This is a genomic window from Stenotrophomonas sp. 3diitr2024 (assembly GCF_042136455.1).
Lineage (GTDB): Bacteria > Pseudomonadota > Gammaproteobacteria > Xanthomonadales > Xanthomonadaceae > Stenotrophomonas > Stenotrophomonas sepilia.
On sequence record NZ_JBHHMJ010000214.1, the window covers coordinates 1 to 18,959 of the forward strand.

Genomic DNA, 18,959 nt, shown 5'->3' on the forward strand with positions numbered 1-18,959 from the left:
CCGCAGCCGCTTTCAGCCTTGCTTCATGCCGCCTGCCGCTAGATGAATGCGCAAGCCGCTCGGTGCACCAGGCAATGTTCCGGCAATGTTGGAACGCCCGCGTGGACCTCACGGCAGCCGGGGCGGCTGTCTGTTGACCAGGACTGCGTCGGTAGATGCTGCAGATTCCCCCCGAAAACATCTGGATTGCGCTGGCGGTCACCCTCGCGGCCGGCCTCGCCACTGCGATCGGCAGCCTGCTGGTGCTGTTCTCGCGCCGCCCCAACCCGCGCCTGCTGGCCTTCGGCCTGGCCTTCGCCGGCGGCGCGATGGTCTATGTGTCGCTGTCGGAAATCCTCAACAAGTCCATTGCTTCGTTCGCACTGGCCCATGGCGAACGCACCGGTTTCACCTACGGCACCCTGGCGTTCCTGCTGGGCGTGATCGTGATCGTGCTGATCGACCACTTCATTCCCAACCCGCATGACAGCCTGGACAAGCAAGATCCTGCGTTCCGCGAGAACAGCCGCGAGTACCTGAAGCGGGTCGCGCTGCTGACTTCCGTCGCGATCACCGCGCACAATTTCCCGGAAGGGCTGGCGACCTTCTTCGCCACGCTGGAAAGCCCGTCGGTGGGCATGCCACTGGCCTTTGCGATTGCCATCCACAACATCCCCGAGGGCATCGCGATCGCGGTGCCGGTGTACTTCGCCACCCAGAACAAGGCCTATGCATTCAGCGCCAGCCTGCTGTCGGGTCTGGCCGAGCCGGTGGGCGCGGCGCTCGGCTACTGGTTGCTGTCCGGGTCGCTTTCGCACGCCACCTTCGGCTGGGTGTTCGGGCTGATTGCCGGCGTGATGGTGTTCCTGGCACTGGATGAACTGCTGCCGGCCGCCAAGCGCTATGCGAAGGGCCACGAGACCGTTTATGGGCTGGTGGCGGGCATGGGCACGCTGGCGATCAGCCTGGTGCTGTTCAAGTGGTGAGCCCAAGGTCCCACCACTTGATCAACTAATCCCAAGGGGAAGCCCATCAGCGGATGTCAAAAAGGTATATCGGCCTCTTCTTCAGACTGACTTCCAATGACATCGTAGTCCAGCCGAACCAAATCGGCGATTACATTGTCCATCTCGTCTGAAATACCCTTGTACTTCCCCGCAATGTATGCAAGCGGCTTATGCGATTTTTTCATGAGATCCAGAGCATCCTGGTAACCGGACAGCTCTCGCGCTTGATCATCGTGCAACTCAATATGATTTTCGATTAGCTCTTGGATTGCCCGTGCAGGAATGGAAGGACGCCCCTGCAATCTTTGCATGGACCTATTGATCGTGAGGATTTCTTCAATAAGCTCACGCTCCGTGCGCACCGGCTCAGATGAACCACCACCCGACGCATCGGAAATTTGCTCAATCCGCGCCTGAAGATCAGGCCACCATTTATCAAAGACAGCATCCAGCGTTTTGGCCGGCAGCCGAGCATCCCCCAACTTTGCGTTGATCAGTGAAATCAGCTTATGGAAATCGGCACGTTCAAAAGAAGTCGCCTGAAATTGCTTAAGCGGCCCGGACAGGTCAGTGGGAGCTATTCCAAAGATAAGAGGGCAAACATGAGACTTTTCGAGACTTTTTGACAGCGCACCGGCCTCAAAGAGAATCCAATCGGAATGCAGATTGTCCCGCGTAACACATATTAACCCAACTTGAGACTGCTCAAGCTCTTTGGCGATATCAGATGACCAACGCGCACCCTTCTCTATATCAGTTGGGGTGAAGTAGGGGCTGACCATCTGAATCACTGCAGGAAGCCAATCACGAATGGCCTCCGCATACTTCTTACTCTGCTCACCAGACCAGCTAATGAATACCCTTACCATTTAGTTCTTCCATGTCAGATAGTGAATTTGAGACCGCAAAACTCATTACTGCGCGACACACGCAAGGCGCAGCGGACTTAACGGCACTCGACGCCCCATCTTTAGCTTGGCATCTTGCGATCCGAGCCCTTCTCTGCCCATCTACTGTGGCGGGACTCTACGGCAACCTCTCCCGAGGTCGGCGAAAGCCCCCCCCCAAAAAAAATCTACAAACCAGGAAGCCGACTATGTGCACCCGTCGCAAGGAGGGCTGCTCCAGTTGGCCAACTAGCCCTGCAGTCCCTACTTCAGCCGGTCCAGCGCCTCGACCAGCTCATCCGCCAGCGGCGCGTTCAGCACATACGGGCTCTTGCCGTCGTCCAGTGCGAACTCCAGCGAGGCCGCGTGCAGGAACAGTCGTTTCAGCCCAATCTGCTCACGAAGCCGCTTGTTGACCGCGGGATCGCCGTATTTGTCGTCACCGGCCACCGGATGGCCCAGATGCTGGGCATGCACGCGGATCTGATGGGTGCGGCCGGTTTCGATGCGAACCTCGCAGTACGAATGGCCGCTGCGGCGCTCCAGCACCCGGAAGTGACTGATCGATTCCTTGCCGATCGCATTGACCTGTACATGGCGCTCGCCGCCCTGGCGCAGGCCCACGTGCAGCGGCGCGTCGACGGTCATCACGCCGTCCGGCATGCGGCCGGCCAGCAGGGTCAGATAGCGCTTGCGGATGCCGGCGCCGTGGTCTTCACGCAACAGCGCCTGCAGTTCGCTCAGTGCTGAACGCTTCTTGGCCACGATCAGCAGGCCCGAGGTGTCGCGATCCAGCCGATGGACCAGCTCCAGTGTCTGTCCCGGGCGCAAGGCGCGCAGGGTCTCGATGGCACCGAAGCTGATGCCGCTGCCGCCGTGGCTGGCCACGCCGGAGGGCTTGTTCAGGGCCAGCAGCCGGGCGTCCTCGAAGACGATGGCCTGCTCCAGGCGGCGCATGAACGCCTCCGGCGGACCGGCCTTGTCTCCTTCCTCGCTGAGACGGACCGGCGGCACACGCACCTCATCGCCCGCCTCCAGCTTGCGCTCGGCCTTGGCGCGGCCGCCGTTCACCCGAACCTGCCCACTGCGCACCAGCTTGTACACCAAGCTGCGCGGGGCTCCCTTCAGCTGGCCGAGCAGGAAGTTGTCCAGGCGCTGGCCGGCGCGGTCGGCGGGAACGGTGATCATGCGCACGGAAGGCTTGTCGCCAGCGGGTTTGGTCGGGTCTTGGGCGGTCATCAGGCTGTTTATTCTGTTACACTCGGGGGGCGAGATAAGGGATTGATTTCGTTGGAAGTTACTCAGGGCCAGAAGCCCAGCTTCCGACGAATCCGGCACAGTGCGCGACCACCGCCCGCGGGGCGGCCATGTTAGCGGCTCACCGGCCTTCCCGGCCATCGCCGGATGCCTGACACGCAACCGTGCTGAACATGTCCCGCGTGGCGCTCCAGCCTGGCTGACAGCTGCCTGCGGCCCTGCAACACCCAAAAACCCATAAGAGTGAAGCGCTCCCGCGGCCTGCCGTGGTGTCGTAGCGCTGGAAACCCAAGCCGCCCTCCCCGCGCTTGCGCGAATGGGCGGCGAGCCGTGTCCAGAGGCGAAACCCCATGGCGTTCCGCGCGGTAGCCGCTTGCGAGGAACGCAACAATGAAGCGAATGCTGATCAACGCCACGCAGGCTGAAGAGCTGCGTGTTGCCATCGTGGATGGCCAGTCGTTGTATGACATCGACATCGAACAGCCGTCGAAGGAACAGAAGAAGTCCAACATCTACAAGGGCCGGATCTTCCGCATCGAGCCCTCGCTGGAAGCCGCCTTCGTCGAGTATGGCGGTGGCCGCCATGGCTTCCTGCCGCTGAAGGAGATTTCCCGCGACTACTTCCAGGCCGGTGTCGACCACAACAAGGCCGGTATCCGCGAGCTGCTGAAGGAAGGCCAGGAGATCGTTGTCCAGGTCGACAAGGAAGAGCGTGGCAACAAGGGCGCCGCCCTGACCACGTTCATCTCGCTGGCCGGCCGCTACATGGTGCTGATGCCGAACTCGCCCAGCGCCGGCGGTGTGTCCCGCCGCATCGAGGGCGAAGACCGTGCCGCGCTGAAGGAGGCCCTGGACAAGCTGAACATTCCCGACGACATGGGGGTGATCATCCGCACCGCCGGCGTCGGTCGCGATGCGGAAGAGCTGCAGTGGGACCTGGACTACCTGCTCAACGTCTGGCGCGCCATCGCCGAAGCCGCACTGAGCAAGCCGGCCCCGTTCCTGATCTACCAGGAATCACGCCTGATCGTGCGCGCCCTGCGTGACTACCTGCGCGCCGACATCGGCGAGATCCTGGTGGACACCGAGGAGATGTACGAGCACGCCCGCGAGTTCATGCAGCAGGTGATGCCGCAGACCCTGCGCAAGCTCAAGCACTACAAGGACGACATCCCGCTGTTCAACCGCTTCCAGATCGAGTCGCAGATCGAAGGTGCCTACGAGCGCAACGTGCGCCTGCCGTCGGGTGGCTCGATCGTGGTCGACCAGACCGAAGCACTGACCGCAGTCGACGTGAACTCCTCGCGCGCCACCAAGGGCAGCGACATCGAGGACACCGCGTTCCAGACCAACCTGGAAGCGGCCGAGGAAGTGGCTCGCCAACTGCGCCTGCGCGACCTGGGCGGCCTGGTGGTGATCGACTTCATCGACATGGCCTCCAACAAGCACCAGCGCGAGGTCGAGAACCGCCTGGCCAACGCGCTGAAGTACGACCGTGCCCGCGTGCAGGTCGGCCGCATCTCGCGCTTCGGCCTGCTGGAAATGAGCCGCCAGCGCCTGCGCCCGAGCCTGGGCGAATCCAGCCAGATCGTCTGCCCGCGTTGCGACGGCCACGGCCGCATGCGCAGCGTCGAGTCGCTGTCGCTGTCGATCATCCGCGTCGCCGAAGAGCACGCGATGAAGGAGAACACCGGGCAGGTGCTGGTCCAGGCGCCGGTGGAGATCGCCAACTACCTGTTGAACGAGAAGCGCAGCGCCCTGCGCGAGATCGAGCAGCGCCACGAAGCGCCGATCGTGATCGTCGCCGACGAGCAGCTGCACACCCCGCACTATGCGGTCACCCGCCTGCGTGAGAACGAGCTGGGTGAAGAGAGCAGCAAGCCCAGCTACCAGCGCGGCACCCCGCGCAAGCTGCCGGTGCACGCCCTGACCAAGGGCCAGCTGAACATCCCGCCGCCGGCGGTGACCCAGGTCAAGCACACCTCTCCCGCCCCGGTGCGCGAGGAAGCGGCTCCGGCTGCAGCCGCTCCGGCTCCGGTCGTGGCAGCGCCCGTGGCGCCGGCTTCGAGCGGCGGCGTGATCGGTTGGCTCAAGCGCGTGTTCGGTGGCGAGCCGGCACCGGCGCCGGCTCCGGCCGCCCCGGCTCCGCGCCAGCAGCAGGACGGTGGTCGCAAGGACCGCAACAAGGATCGCAACAAGGATCGCAAGGACCGTCGCGACGAAAACCGTGGCAACGGTGGCAACGGCAACGCGCAGCAGCAGAAGGATGGCGGCAACCGCAAGGACCGTGGTGAGCAGCGCAACAAGGACGGCCGCAACGGCAACAACGGCAATGCCCAGCAGCAGCCACAGCAGGGCAGGCAGAAAGAACCGCAGCAGAAGGATGGCCAGCAGCAGCCGCAGCAGCAGCACAAGCCGCGCAACGAGCAGCAGGGCCAGAACCAGAACCAGCCGAAGCTGAAGCAGCCCAAGCAGCCGCGCCAGCAGCAGGACGGTGACAAGCCGGCCGAGAAGCCGCAGCGCAGCGTCGCCGAAGCCCCGGTTGAAGGTGTGACCGCGGCAGCAGCTGTGGCCGCCAACGCCGTCGCCGCCAACGTGGTGACCGCGCAGGAAGCCACTGCACCGGTCGCCCCGGTTGCCCCGGTGGCCGCCGCTCCGGTGGACGCAGTACCGGTCGAGACCGCTGCCGGCGAGGCCGAAGTGGTTGCGGTTGCCGGTGAAGAGACTGCAGCCGACGCCCATGGCGAGCAGGCTGGCGAAGGTGCAACCCGCCGCCGTCGCGGCCGTCGTGGCGGCCGTCGTCGTCGTCGCGGTGGCGCCGAGAACGCTGCCGGTGGTGACGGCCTGGGCGATGACCAGGACGAGGGTGACGAGGGTGATGACGCCGAGGGCGTCGAGCCGAACGTCGACAGTGCCGCCCCGGCCACTCCGGTCGCCGCCGCACAGCCGACCCGTGCGCAGCCGGAATTCGATTTCGATGACGAAGCCGAACCAGTTGCTGTCGAAGCCGAGAAGCCGGTCCGTACTGCCGCCGCTGCTGTCGCCGCACCGGTGGCGGTGGTGAGCAGCGCCGTGGTCGAGACTGCCGCACCGATCACCGCCGAAGTGCCGGCGGCGGTTGAAGCCGCAGCCAAGGCAGAGCCGGTGTCCTCGCCGGTGCAGACCAGCATGCTCGATGCCATCGATGCAGCAACCCCGGCGCAACCGGTGGCTGTTGCCGCACCGGCGGTCGAAGCAAAGCCGGTCGCGGTGGAAGCAGCCCCGGTGGCTGAAGTCGCTCAGGCGATCGAAGCGAAGCCGGCGGCAGTCGAGGCTGCACCGGTGGCTGAAGCCAAGCCGGCCGCTACCGAAGCCGCTCCGGTGGCAGAAGCCAAGCCGGAGATCGTTGAGGCTGCTCCGGTGGTTGAAGCCAAGCCGGTCGTCGAGACCGCGCCGGTGGCCGAACAGCCGGTCGCTCCGGTGGCAGTTGAAGCCGCACCGGTGGAAGCTGCGGCCCCGGTCGCCGATGCAGTGGTGACACCGTCGATCGATCCGGTCGCCGATGGCCACGCCGATGCGGCAGCCCAGGCGGCCGAAGCCAAGGCCGACGAAGAAGATGAAGAAGGCGCCAAGCGCACGCCGCCGGCGAACTGATCGCGCTTTGATCGCGTGAAAAAACGGCGGGGATCGATGATCCCCGCCGTTTCTGTTTGTGCGCCGGGCGCGTGCAGCGCTCTGGCAGAGGCCAACCCTGGTCGGCGCCGTTGTTGGAGCGAACGCGGACACGTCCGTGCCAACCAAGGGTGGCACCTACCAGGACATCAGTGCGCCGGAGCGAATTGCAGGCGGGTCCACACGCCATAATGGTCCGAGGCCCAGCGACCGCTGTCATCGGGCTGGTCGAACAGGAGCTTGGCCTCACGTGCGACCATCGCGTCCTGCTGGAAGAAGATGTGGTCGATCCGCGAGGCCACCGGGTAGTAGTGCCTGTTCAGCGTACTGACCCCGGCCAGGTCGGTGTTGACGTGCACGCTGCCGTAGCTGTCACCGTAATGGCTGCGCAGCTCGCTCAGGTCACTGGCATCGACCAGCGCGTTGAAGTCGCCCGCGATCACCACCGGTGCGCCGGCCGAGGTGCTGGCGATGAAGCGCAGCAGGTCCTCGACCTGGGTGCGACGGATGCGCTGGCCATTTTCGTCGCTGCGCTCGTTGAAGTGGGTGGCATAGACGTTGACCGCCTTGCCGTCCACATTGATGCGCAGATGGGCGACCGTCCGGTAGTCGTCCAGCGGCTGTAGCAGGTGCTCACCCTGGGCGAGGATCGGTCGCCGGGTCAGCAGCGCATTGCCGTAACGTTTCGGCGCACCCACCGGATCGGTGGACACGAACACGTACTTGTAGCCGAGTTGGCTGGCCAGCCACTGCGCCTGGTTGCGCACGTTGCGGCGCTGGATCACCTCCTGCAGGGCAACCGCATCCGGCTGCAGGCGCTTGAGCTCGGCCAGGATGGTGCGGCGGCGGCTCGGCCAGTCCTCGCGGTCGTGATGCAGGTTGAAGGTCACCATGCTCATGCCTGGTGCGCTGGCGATGTCAGCCGCTGTCGCGGCGGTTGGCACGGCTGCCATCACGGCACCCGGCAATGCCAATGCAATGGCCAGTCCCAGGGCACGCACGGCCGTGCGCACCCTTCCCCCCTGCTGCTTCATCGTTACTGCCCCTTGCGCTCGGCGCGGCGCACCGCGCCCGGTACATCGATCTCGACCCGCGCCGGCAGCTGGTGCACGTGCAGTTCCCTGTCGGTCCATTCGGCCGCTTCGCCGTTGATGGTCGCCTCGCCCGGATCACCGGCGTACGGCCACGGCAAGACCACGCCACCGACCGGTGGCACCAGGCCCGGCTGCACCTCCAGCACCAGCTGCTTGTCGCTGCGCTGCAGGCGGTAGTTGAGCTGGCCCTGCGGCGTGCGCAGGCCCTGCACAGCGATGCCGTCGCCCTGCAGCCAGGCGGTCGGAATGCCGGCGGCCAACACCAGCGCATCGTCCATGTCACGGCTGTAGGCGAACATGTCCAGGGCCGAGCGCACGAAGTCCGAGGCGACCCAGGCATGCGGCAGGTCACCGACGAAGAACGGCTTGCGCGGCGTGCGCGAGACCACTTCGGCCCACTGGTTCCAGGCCTGCGGCGCACGGTCCTTGAAGAAGAACTCAGTCGCCTGCCAGGCGCGATCGCGCCAGCCAAGGCGGACGAAGGCGGCCACGTTGCGCCACTCGTAGGGCGTGTAGTCCTTCCACTCGCGCTTGCCGTCCCGACGGGCCACGAATTCCTTCCAGTAGCGCTCGAAAGTGGCATCAAGCGCCTGCTGCGGAAGGCGCCCCTGTTCACCGCCCGGAGCCAGCGCGATGGTTGTCGAGGTCGCATCGAAATCGCCCAGTTCGGCCGAGCCCGGCAGGTAATCGATGTTGTGCTGCTGCATCGCCGACAGCAGCGAGGCCTGCAGGTCATCACGGAACTGGTCACGCGATTCGGCAATCTGCATGGCTTCGACCTTGCCCAGCTGGGCCGCCAGCGATGCCGCATCCTTGTAGCCGCGCAACGCCCAGAAATTGTCCCAGTACGAATGCATCGGCTTGGCCGAATAGCCTTCGTGGCTGATCGACGCCGGCATCATCCCGTAGAACGCCGGATTGCGCGCCCGATTCTCGTCCGTGCGCTCGCTGGCGCGCAGTTGCTCCATGTAGTTATAGGCGCCCTGCACATGCGGCCACATCAGTTCGGCGAAGGTGCTGTCACCGGTATAGCGCCCATATTCGGCAATGCTGTAGATCAGCTCGCCATGGCTGTCGTTCTCCGGCACCGGATCGCTGCCACGTGCATCGACACAGCACGGCACCTTGCCATTCTCGAACTGATAGGGCGCATACCAGTTGATGTAATCACGCACCGCATCACTGCGCCCCATGCGCAGAAGGCCCTCGGAAATCATCGCGCCATCGCGGATCCAGCTGCGCGCGTACGAGCGCGTGCCCGGCTGCAGGCGCGGGCCGACCCGCGAGATCAGCATGTGCGCCACGGCGGTGCGCAGGGTATCGACCAGTGCCTGGCCCGCAGCCGGTACCTGCAACGAGACCACCCCCAGCTTCTGCCGCCACTGCTCTGCGACCTGCGCCTGCGCCTTGGCCACGTCCAGCGCCTGCGGCGCCCAGCCTCCGGTCTGTGGCAACACCACCGCCACTTCTCGGCTCTGGCCAGGCTCCAGCCTGATCGTATACAGCAGCGCACCGGACGCCATGCCGGTGCTGTCCTTCACCGCCGTGCTGGCCGGGTATTTCCCGGAGGCCAGATGCATCGCGTCGAGCTTGCCATCGAACGTGCTGGCAAAGCGCGCATCCGGCACCTGCAACGGATAGATGCGCGGCTCACCGTTGATGCGCACCAGCTGTTCGCCCACATCCAGCGCATCGATGCGACTGAAGCCGCCGACGGTGTTGAGGAACTGGGTCGGCGGGTTCACCTGCCACGGCCGGATCGCCAGTGCCAGGGTGTACTCGTGCGCCACCTTGTCCGGATTGCTCAACCGGTAGCGACCGATCAGCTGCGCGCGCTCCGGCGTGCCCTGCACGAAGCTGGTTACCGCCAGGCCGGCCTTCTCGTGCACCCAGTCGACATTGGCGATGGGCAGGTAGCGATCCTGCAGCGATTGGGTGATGGCCACCTTCGACCAGTCCAGCAACTTGCCGTCCACGCGGATGAACGGCTCGATGCTGAAACTGCCCTTGGCCGGTTCCAGCGCACCGTCCTCGCTGATCAGTGCCTGCTCCTGGCCGCCATCGAGGCCGAGCAGGGTCCAGTACGGCTGTTCGCCCACATATGCGCGCGGCAGCGAGCCGCGCGGCAGGTCGGCCGCCACCGAGGACAGGAATGCGTTCGGCGTGGCCGCGAACGCCAGCGGCTTGAGCGTGATGTCACGGATGCCATAGCGCCAGTTCGGGCCATCGTGCAGATCGAAGCGCACGTAGCGCGCGTCGGTATCCGGCAGCGCCAGCCAGTCGCGGCCGCCCGCACCGCCGGCCACCTCGCGCACGGTGCGCCAGTCCCGGCCATCCTCGGACGTCCGCACGGTGTAGCGATTGGCTTCCAGGTTCGGCAGCCAGTCAATCACCGCACCGCCGATCTCGCGGCTCTTGTGCAGGTCCAGGCTGATGGTCTGCTGCTTGACCCCGCCACTGATCCAGAACGTATCGCTCTTTCCGTCAATCATCCGGTCCTGCAGCGCGGTGGCGGTGTCGGCGATCACCGATGGCACCAGCGCCGAATCATCCTGCGGCGGCAGGCCCTGCAGGGTCAGCTTGTCGAAGCACACCGTGCCGCGGCCGCCGACCTTGCTGTAGATCGTGAACTCGACCGCAGCGCTGCGCGCCATCTCCTTCTCCGGCGACGGCCCCCACGCCTTGTCGATCTGGCGACGGCGGTATTCGACCGGCGTCCACGCCTTGGGGAAGCTGTAGCCCGGGCGATTGACCCACCAGACATTATCGCCGCTGGCATCGATCAGCTTGAACTGCAGGTCGTTGCCCGGCGAATCTCCCCGCAGCTGGAAGCCGAAGCGGTAGTTGGCCGGGTACTCGATGCCCAGCGCGCGGCGGATGCCGACGTAGCCCGACACCTTGTGGAAATCGTAGTCCAGGCACAGCGCGCGGCCGCCACCGGCACCGCTCACCGGCCGCAGCGAACCGCTGACCTGGTCGGACAGCACCAGCTTCCAGGCGCCGATGTCGTCGAAATCGTCCAGCACCTTCGGCGCCGGCAGTGCCGGTGGTGCGGCGATCGCCAGGGAAGTCCACAACAGGCCCAGTCCAACGGCGATCGCTCGCTTCATCCCTTGACGCTCCCCAGCAACAGACCTTGGATGTAGTAACGCTGCAGCACCAGGAACAGTGCCAGCACCGGAACCACGGTGACGACCGCGCCAGCCATCATCATTTCCACGTCCATGATGTGCTCGCGCGAGAGGGTGGCCAGCGCCACCGGCAAAGTGTAGTGCTCCTGGTCGGTCAACACGATCAGCGGCCACATGAAATCGTTCCATGCACCCATGAAGGTGAAGATCGCCAGGGTCACCAGTACCGGCTTGAGCATCGGCAGCACGATCTGGAAGAAGATGCGCAACTCCCCCGCGCCGTCGATGCGCGCCGCTTCAAGCAGCTCGTCCGGGATCGAACGCGCGTACTGGCGCACCAGGAAGATGCCGAACACGCTGGCCAGCGCCGGCACGATCACCCCGCCAAAGCTGTTGACCAGGCCCAGCTGCTTCATCAGCAGGAACAGCGGCAGCATCGCCACCTGCGCCGGAATCACCAGTGCTGCCATCAGCACCTGGAACAGGCGTTCGCGGCCAACGAAGTTGAGCTTGGCGAAGGCGTAGCCGGCCATGGTGTTGAGCAGCAGCGAACCCAGCGTGATAGCCAGCGACACCAGCAGGCTGTTGGCGAAGTTGCCGCCCATGCCGGTGCGCGCGAACAGCTCGTGGTAGTTGTGCGTGGTGATGCTCGAAGGCAGCAGTGGCGGCGGGAAATGACTGGCCTCGCCCTGCGGCATGAACGAGACCGAGAGCATCCACAGCAGCGGTGCAAGGCTGACCAGGGCCAGCACCAGCAGCGCACCATTGATCATCCACGGATACCAGCGCGACTGGCCGATTTCACGACTCATACCAACTGCCTCTTGCGGCCGAAACGCAGCATCACGGTGGTCACCGCCAGGATGATCAGGAACAGCAGGAACGCTACAGCCGATGCGCGTCCCAGGTTCCACCACTTGAAGCCTTCCTCGAACATGAAATACAGCACGCTGACGGTGCTCTGCAGTGGATCGCCGCGGGTCATGACGTACGGCTCGGCGAACAGCTGGAAGTAGCCGGACACGGTGATCACCCCGACCACCAGCAGTACCGGGCCGAGCATCGGCAGGGTGATGTGCAGGAACTGCTTCCAGCGCGAAGCACCGTCGATGCGCGCGGCTTCGTACAGGTCATGCGGGATCGCCTGCAGGCCGGCGAGGAAGATCACCATGTTGTAACCGAAGTTCTTCCACACCGCGAACAGCATGATGGTCGGCATCGCCCAGTTGGGATCACCCAGCCAGTCGATCGGACTGATGCCCAGGTGGCCCAGCCCGTAGTTCACCAGGCCATAGCTGGTATGGAACAGGTAGCGCCAGATCACCGCCACCGCCACCAGCGTGGTCACCACCGGCGCGAACAGTGCCGTACGGAACAGCGCCTTGAAGCGCGCGGCCGGTGCGTTGAGCAGCATGGCCGCGCCCAGCGACACGCCGATCGACAACGGTACGCCGATCAACACGAAGTAGGTGGTGTTCCACAGCGACTTCCAGAACATCGGCGTCTGCAGCAGGTCGATGTAGTTCCCCAGGCCGACGAAGCGCAGGTTGCTGCTGTCGGCCAGTGCATAGAGGTCGAAGTCAGTCACGCTCAGCGCCAGCGCCGAGGCGACCGGCAGGCCGAAGAACACGCCCAGCACGATCAGCGAGGGGCCGGCGAAGATCCAGCCGGCCAGCGAAGTACGTTTCATTGCGCGCTCCCGGCGGCCACTGCGCTGCTCGAGCGCGGCGACGGCGCGCGCTCCTGCAGGCGTTGTTGTTCATGCATCCAGCGGCGCTTGGCCAGCACCTTGTCCACGCGCTGGTCCAGTTCGGCCACGGCCTTGTCCTGCGGCAGGCCACCGCGCACGACCTTCTCGGTGACGATGCGCATTTCCTGCACGATGCGCTCCCATTCGAGCACCTTCGGCGTCGGCTTGACCCGCTCCAGCTGATCGCGGAACGCGGCGGCCAGTGGATCGTTGGCCAGCGACGGCGCGTTCCAGGCACTGCGGCGCGGCGGCAGATCGCCGATGATCGAATGGAAGCGTGCCTGGATTTCCGGGCGCGACAGGAATTCGATCAGCTTCCAGGACGCCTCCTTCTGCTGCGATTTGCGGAAGATCACCAGGCTGGTGCCACCGGCGATGCCCGCGCCCGGACCGTCCGGCCCCGGCAGCGCAGCGGTGCCCCACTGTCCTTCCAGTTCCTTCGGCTGCAGTTTCTTGAACTCGCGGATGTTCCAGGGACCGGAGATGTAGAACACGTTGAAGCCGCGGAAGAATTCATCCCAGACGTTGGAGATCTGTGTCTCGGACATCTTCGGCGCCCAGCCCTGCTCGAACATGTTGGCGTAGAAGGACAGCGTGCGGCGGAACCCCGGGCTGGCGAAATTGCCGCGGGTATCGTCGTCGCGCAGCAGCGGATCGGGCTGCTGCAGGGCCAGCGACAGCTGCTGCTCGAACTCATTGATCGGCATCAGCACCGCGTAGCGGTTCGGGCCCTGCATGCGCTTGATCGCCGCCATCTGCTCCTCCCACTCCGGCCACGTGCGCGGCGGGTGGTCGTAGCCGGCCTTGGCCAGCAGGTCCTTGCGGTAGTAGATCAGGCGCGTATCGACGTACCACGGCACGCCGACCAGCTCACCGTGGATCACGTTGGTGTCCCAGATGCCCTGGAAGTAATCTTTCGGGTCGACCACGGTGGAGCGCTGCACGAACGGCTGCAGCGGGGTCAATGCATCGAGTTCGGCGAACTCCGGCACCCAGGTATTGCCGAGCTGGCACACGTCCGGTAGTCCGTCGGCAGCGAACGCGGTCAGCAGCTTTTCGTGCGCGGCGGTCCACGGGATGTTCTGCACATCCACCTTGATGCCGGGATTTTCGGCCTCGAACTCGTGGATCAGCTCGCTGACCACCTCGGCTTCGCGGCCCATCGCCCAGAAGCGCACGGTGGTGGTGCCCGGTTCGGTGCGGGCGCAGCCGGCCACGGCCAGGGCGGCCAGGGCAGGCAGCGCCCAGCGGCGCAGGCGGTCGATCCAGTTCGGCATCGGGTTACTTGCCCTGGCCTGTGGTGCGGTTGGCATTGTTCTTCTGTTCCTGCGCGGCAGCCGCGCGTGATTCGGCGATACCCACCGCGCGTGCTGCCGCGGCCTTTTCGTCCTTCTGCAGTTCCAGCGGCTGGAACGACCCTTCCGGCGCCAGCCAGCCGCCGCTGAATCCGGCCCGCTCCAGGCCCTTGCGGATGTACGGATTCTTCTTCATCACTTCCCAGACGAAGTCGTTGCGGTAGTTGGCGATCATGGTCAGGATCGGCCCCTGGTCGATGGCGATGTAGTCGCTGGCGACCCAGCCGCGATCCGGCACCAGGCGACCGGTCTTGATCGGGATGTCATAGTTGAAGCTGGGATTGAACGAATCCAGGAAGCCGTAGCTGGAATAGATGTAGTCCCCGTAACGCTTGTGCATTTCCAGCGTGGCCGGGATCACCTGCTCGGGCGCGAACACCACCGAGGCGATCGCCGCAGTCGGGGCAATGGTGCCGTCATCGAAGTTCTCGCGCAGGCCGGCGCCGCGCGAGGAGTAATGGCGGAACTGGCGCTGTTCGCCGCGGTACTCCTGCGTGGTGTTCTGCGGGCCATCACTGGCGGTCAGGCCCCAGACGTTCTCGCCATAGTCCTTCCACTGCATCGGGTTGGCGATGGCGTATTCGCGCTGGGCCAGCGCGGCCGAGCGGCTGTTGAGGAAATAGGTGCTGCCGCGCTCGCGCATGTACGCGTCCTGGATATCGCGGAAATCGATCCAGACGTGGCTGTACTGGTGGCCGAACAGCGGGCCGAAGGACAGGTATTCCTGGCCCTGGTAGACACCCCAGTCGTTGTCATAGGTGCGCGTCCACACCGTCCACGCGTCCGGGCTGACCGGGTGCGTGGGCGAGCCCAGGGCGAGGATGTAGACCATCATCGCCTCGTTGTAGCCCATCCAGTCGTGGTCGATGAAGCCGCTCTCGGGGAACCAGCCCATCGAGATCAGCGGTGCACGCTGCTGCAGCCACGACCAGTCGACCTTCTTGTACAAGGTATCGGCAATCTGGCGGATTTCCTTCTCGCGCGGATCGTCACCGTCGTAGTACGACTGCGCGAACAGCACGCCCATCATCAGCAGTGCGGTATCCACCGAGGACAGTTCGACCCAGCTGTCGTAGCGACGGCCTTCCTGCATGTCCAGGAAGTGATAGTAGAAACCCTTGTAGCCCGCCTTGCCGGTGCGCTGCGGGCCCATCGGCACGTCGCGGAAGAATTTCAGGGTGGTCAGGGTCCGGTCGATCGCCTGGTTGCGGCTGACCCAGCCGTTCTCGATACCGATGGGATAGGCGGTCAGCGCGAAACCCACCGACGCGATGCTGGCGAACGGCCGCGACGGATAGCGGTCCGGGGTCAGGCCATTGATCTCGTTGGTGGTGTCCCAGAAGAACTGGAAGGTGCGGCGCTCGATGTCATCGAACAGCGGCGGCAGCTCCGGCTTCATCGGCCGCGGCGGTGCATCGGCCTCGATCAGGATCACCGGCGGACGCGGCTTGGCAGGCTCCTGCTGGGCCGGCTGGCAGGCGGCGACGGCCAGGCTCAACGCTGCCGCGGACAACAGATGGCGTGCCTGCATGGCGCGGTTCCTCCGGTGGTCTGATCGATGGGAAAGCATACCGTCCAATGATCTGAAATCGTTTACAAGATGCGCTCTTAAAAAACCACGAAAAACGTGGTTTGACACCGCGATCATTGCCCACGCCGCTGCCCCCTGCCCGGCAGCGGCGTGGGCAATGGACCGGCACGGGGCCCGCCATTGCCGTTCTCACACAATCGATGCCGCCGGCGGACCGGCGGCATCGGATACAGCAGCAGGCGGCGCCGCTTAGAAGCGGAAGCCCACCTCGGCCTTCACCTGGCGCGGAGTGCCGATGATGTCGCCGGTCTCGTTGTAGCTGGCCTGCAGCTTGCCGTTGGTCTTGACGTAGTTGTAGGTGGAGAAGTTGTCGAAGTTGAACACGTTGATGATGTCCAGACGGGCGTACAGCTCGGTGTTGCCCGCCAGCTTGAACGTCTTCGTCGCCTGCAGGTCGACCGAACGGTAGCCGAAGATCTTGCCACCCACCAGGAACTTGCCGGTTGCGTTGGGCACGGCCGCCTGCGGGGTCGGCAGGGTGTAGCCGCTGGCCTGCATCACCGGGTACCAGTCGTTGACGGCGGTCGGGGTGGCCAGGGTGATCTTGCCGCCGAAGGTGATGCCCCAGAAGCCCGCGTACGAACCGGTCACCACCAGGCGGTGGCGCGGTGCGCCGTTGGAGCGGATGGTCGGGTAATCACCGATCAGGCCGCGATCAAAGGCGTACTTCTCGTTGATGTCGCGGTTATGGCGCGCGGTGGTCCAGGTATAGGCGATCGAGGTGCCCCAGCCGCTTTCCTTGGTGAACGGCTTCTGCGCCGACAGCAGGACCTGGGTGGCACGGGTCTTGATGCCCTGCTGGCCGATGATCAGGCTGCCGAAGCCCGGTACGTTGCAGCTCCAGGCCTGGCTCAGGCCCGGGGAGGTGCCACCGCACAGGCGCGGATCATCGAAGAACTGGCCGGTCGGATAACGGTTGCCCAAGGTGAAGGCGAAGCCGTCGTAGCTCAGGGTACGTGCGATGGTGGCGTCGGTCAGCCAGTCGCCGATCTGGTTGCTCATGCCCAGGCTGAACTGATCCGAGTACGGCGCCTTCAGCTTGTTGTTCAGCAGGTCCACTTCCAGGCCGGCATTGCTGGTCGCGCCGACCAGGGCCTGCAGGTTGCCGATCCCGTTGAGCAGGTTCGGGTTCCAGTCATAGCAGGCAGCCTGGCCGTTGATGCAGGCGCCGGTGGCCGGGTTGCGGAAGTAGATGGTCGGCTGCGGCAGGGCCAGCTTGGTGGTTTCCAGCTGCAGGTTGTCGAACAGGTCGCGGTCGTAGGAACGACCAGCACCACCATGGATCACGTGCTGCTCGTCGGCATTGATGTCATACGAGAAGCCCAGGCGCGGCTGCCAGGCATCCTTGAATGCCTTGCGGTTGTGGCCGTTGCTGATGTAGTCGCTGATGTCCAGGCCGCCCAGTGCCAGCGAATCGGCATAGGTCTGGCCGGCGGGAGCGCGCGGATCCTGCGAATAGATGGCGTCGACCACCTGCTGCGGGGTCACGAAGTCCAGGTAGGACGGGGTCTTTTCGTAGTCCCAGCGCAGGCCGATGTTCAGCTGCAGGTGGTCGTTGACCTGCCAGTCGTCCTGGATGAACACGCCGTACTGCTTGGACTTCGAACGCACTTCGCCGGACACGCCGGTCACGCCGGTCACCGGCTTGACGAACTGCGCCTTGTACGGAATGGAATCGGGGAAGTCCGGATCGCCCAGCGAGTAGGTGAAGGTCGGATTGATCTGCGCCGCATCGGATGCGTACAGGTCGATCTGCTTGTACTTCACGCCCATCTTGATGGTGTGGTCACCCGCCCACTGGATGCCATCCAGGGTCAGGTTGTCTTCGATCGACCAGCCCTTCTGGCCCTTCACCTGCGAATCCAGTGCCGAGGCGCCACCGATCTTCACGATGGTGCGGTCTTCGGGGCCGTCCGGTGCGGTGTAGGTGATGCCGTTGGCCAGCGTCAGCGGCGTCGGGTTGTTGAACGAGTCTTCGTGGGTGACCATCAACTCGTTGTAGTAGCGCTCACCGCTGTGGTTCCAGCGCAGGGCGTAACGACGGTCGGTGTTGACCACTTCACGGCCGGCTTCCGGCGAGGTCTGGCCACTGAACTGCGACTGGGTTTCGTCGCGGTCCTGGAAGGTCAGCTCGATGCGGTCGTTGTCGGTCGGCTCGAAGTCGATCTTGCCGAAGATCAGGTCCTGCTGGAACGGCTGGCTGGCCGGGCCAAGGCCGGCGGCGCCGGCCGGCGGCAGCAGGCCGGCAGCGCCGGTGACCGCGCCATCCGGCGCGATGGTGACCGGCAGGTCGAAGCGCTTGGCTTCGTAGGTCACGAAGAAGTGCGCCTTGTCCTGGATGATCGGGCCGCCCAGGGCGAAGCCGTATTCCTTCTCGGCCGAGACCATCTTCTCCTTGCCACCCTGGCGCTCGGCCGGGGTCTTGGCACGCATGTCTTCATCGGTGTAGCGGTAGAACGCCTCACCCTTGAACTCATTGGTGCCGGACTTGGTTGCAGCCGTCACGGCGGCGCTCGACACCTGGCCATACTCGGCCTTGTAGTTGCCGCTGATGACCTTGTATTCGCCAATGGCCAGCTGCGGGAACGGGTTACCGGCGCTGCCGGACTGGCCGGCCACGCCGCCGCCCTTGACGTAGCTCTTCTGGCCCACGCCGTCGATGTAGACGTTGGTGCCGTCGGCATTGGTGGCGCCGCCGCGCAGCGAGGTGTTGCCCTTGGCGTCGCGGGTGAAGATCAGGCCCGGCACCGCGTCAGCGAACTCCAGGAAGTTGCGCGACACCTGCGGGGTGGTCTGGATCTGCTGCAGGCTGACGGTCTTGCCGACTTCGGAGGTACGCACTTCCTGCAGCAGGGTCGGCGCGACAACGTTGACGGTGTCCAGGTTGGTGGCCGCGGTCGAACCCGGGGTGCTGCTGGCCGCGCCGGCGAAGTTCAGCGTCGCGGTCGAGGCCACGGTGACGGTGACCTTCTGGGTCTGGCCGTTGGCGACCACGTTGTACGTGCCCGGGTCCAGGCCCATCAGCGAGTAGCTGCCGTCGGCGCGGATGGTGCCACGGCGGACGGTACCGGTGGCGACGTTGGTGGCGGTCACTTCGGTGCCGGCCTGGGCACCGGCAACCTGGCCGCGCAGGCTGGCGTTGGCCGACTGCGCCATGACGTTGGGGGCGGCAGCCAGCATCAGGCAGCTGACCAGGGCGGTGCTCAGCAGCCGGCGCGCCGGCATGCGGAAGGTGGTATGCATCATCAACTCAATCT

Annotated in this window: 11 protein-coding genes; 2 read left to right on the plus strand and 9 right to left on the minus strand. The window is 65.0% G+C overall.

Features of this window, described 5'->3' with window-relative positions; translation table 11 throughout:
* The first annotated feature begins 155 nt into the window (after positions 1–155).
* A complete protein-coding gene (gene zupT / locus ABGA94_RS04875) occupies positions 156–965 on the plus strand; it encodes a zinc transporter ZupT (protein WP_005417614.1) in 810 nt (269 codons plus the stop codon).
* Between the two features lie 56 nt (positions 966–1,021).
* On the opposite strand, the gene ABGA94_RS04880 is transcribed toward zupT, so the two are convergent.
* On the minus strand, positions 1,022–1,855 hold the full coding sequence (locus tag ABGA94_RS04880) for a TIR domain-containing protein (protein ID WP_375366542.1): 834 nt from the start codon (positions 1,853–1,855) through the stop codon (positions 1,022–1,024).
* Between the two features lie 282 nt (positions 1,856–2,137).
* Entirely contained in the window at positions 2,138–3,112 is a 975-nt protein-coding gene (locus ABGA94_RS04885; protein WP_375366545.1) for an RluA family pseudouridine synthase, read from the minus strand.
* Positions 3,113–3,520: 408 nt separating this feature from the next.
* Here ABGA94_RS04885 and ABGA94_RS04890 point away from each other — a divergent pair, with 408 nt between their 5' ends.
* On the plus strand, positions 3,521–6,763 hold the full coding sequence (locus tag ABGA94_RS04890) for an Rne/Rng family ribonuclease (RefSeq protein ID WP_069139765.1): 3,243 nt from the start codon (positions 3,521–3,523) through the stop codon (positions 6,761–6,763).
* Positions 6,764–6,930: 167 nt separating this feature from the next.
* Here ABGA94_RS04890 and ABGA94_RS04895 read toward each other — a convergent pair whose 3' ends face one another.
* The 7 genes from ABGA94_RS04895 to ABGA94_RS04925 form a co-directional block, all read right to left on the minus strand.
* A complete protein-coding gene (locus tag ABGA94_RS04895; RefSeq protein WP_032954315.1) occupies positions 6,931–7,815 on the minus strand; it encodes an endonuclease/exonuclease/phosphatase family protein in 885 nt (294 codons plus the stop codon).
* A 2-nt stretch (positions 7,816–7,817) separates the two neighbouring features.
* A complete protein-coding gene (locus ABGA94_RS04900) occupies positions 7,818–10,985 on the minus strand; it encodes a discoidin domain-containing protein (RefSeq protein ID WP_134955420.1) in 3,168 nt (1,055 codons plus the stop codon).
* Entirely contained in the window at positions 10,982–11,818 is an 837-nt protein-coding gene (locus tag ABGA94_RS04905; protein ID WP_005417620.1) for a carbohydrate ABC transporter permease, read from the minus strand. Before ABGA94_RS04905 ends, ABGA94_RS04900 begins: the two co-directional genes overlap by 4 nt.
* Positions 11,815–12,696: a carbohydrate ABC transporter permease gene (locus tag ABGA94_RS04910; protein WP_005410323.1), complete on the minus strand. Its 882-nt coding sequence runs from the start codon at positions 12,694–12,696 to the stop codon at positions 11,815–11,817. The genes ABGA94_RS04905 and ABGA94_RS04910 overlap by 4 nt, the downstream gene beginning before the upstream one ends.
* A complete protein-coding gene (locus tag ABGA94_RS04915; RefSeq protein WP_053497855.1) occupies positions 12,693–14,033 on the minus strand; it encodes a sugar ABC transporter substrate-binding protein in 1,341 nt (446 codons plus the stop codon). The genes ABGA94_RS04910 and ABGA94_RS04915 overlap by 4 nt, the downstream gene beginning before the upstream one ends.
* Before the next feature lie 4 nt (positions 14,034–14,037).
* Complete coding sequence (locus ABGA94_RS04920; protein WP_095378118.1) at positions 14,038–15,642, minus strand: glucoamylase family protein; 1,605 nt, start codon at positions 15,640–15,642, stop codon at positions 14,038–14,040.
* A 249-nt stretch (positions 15,643–15,891) separates the two neighbouring features.
* Complete coding sequence (locus tag ABGA94_RS04925; RefSeq protein WP_049414530.1) at positions 15,892–18,948, minus strand: TonB-dependent receptor domain-containing protein; 3,057 nt, start codon at positions 18,946–18,948, stop codon at positions 15,892–15,894.
* Between the last annotated feature and the right edge of the window lie 11 nt (positions 18,949–18,959).

Excerpts from the sequence above, each read along its gene's own strand:
- ABGA94_RS04920 (WP_095378118.1), bottom strand. The coding sequence starts at position 15,642 with ATGCAGGCACGCCATCTGTTGTCCGCGGCAGCGTTGAGCCTGGCCGTC.
- ABGA94_RS04905 (WP_005417620.1), bottom strand. The coding sequence starts at position 11,818 with ATGAGTCGTGAAATCGGCCAGTCGCGCTGGTATCCGTGGATGATCAAT.
- ABGA94_RS04900 (WP_134955420.1), bottom strand. The coding sequence starts at position 10,985 with ATGAAGCGAGCGATCGCCGTTGGACTGGGCCTGTTGTGGACTTCCCTG.
- zupT (WP_005417614.1), top strand. The coding sequence starts at position 156 with ATGCTGCAGATTCCCCCCGAAAACATCTGGATTGCGCTGGCGGTCACC.
- ABGA94_RS04915 (WP_053497855.1), bottom strand. The coding sequence starts at position 14,033 with ATGCCGAACTGGATCGACCGCCTGCGCCGCTGGGCGCTGCCTGCCCTG.
- ABGA94_RS04890 (WP_069139765.1), top strand. The coding sequence starts at position 3,521 with ATGAAGCGAATGCTGATCAACGCCACGCAGGCTGAAGAGCTGCGTGTT.
- ABGA94_RS04910 (WP_005410323.1), bottom strand. The coding sequence starts at position 12,696 with ATGAAACGTACTTCGCTGGCCGGCTGGATCTTCGCCGGCCCCTCGCTG.
- ABGA94_RS04895 (WP_032954315.1), bottom strand. The coding sequence starts at position 7,815 with ATGAAGCAGCAGGGGGGAAGGGTGCGCACGGCCGTGCGTGCCCTGGGA.
- ABGA94_RS04885 (WP_375366545.1), bottom strand. The coding sequence starts at position 3,112 with ATGACCGCCCAAGACCCGACCAAACCCGCTGGCGACAAGCCTTCCGTG.
- ABGA94_RS04925 (WP_049414530.1), bottom strand. The coding sequence starts at position 18,948 with ATGATGCATACCACCTTCCGCATGCCGGCGCGCCGGCTGCTGAGCACC.
- ABGA94_RS04880 (WP_375366542.1), bottom strand. The coding sequence starts at position 1,855 with ATGGTAAGGGTATTCATTAGCTGGTCTGGTGAGCAGAGTAAGAAGTAT.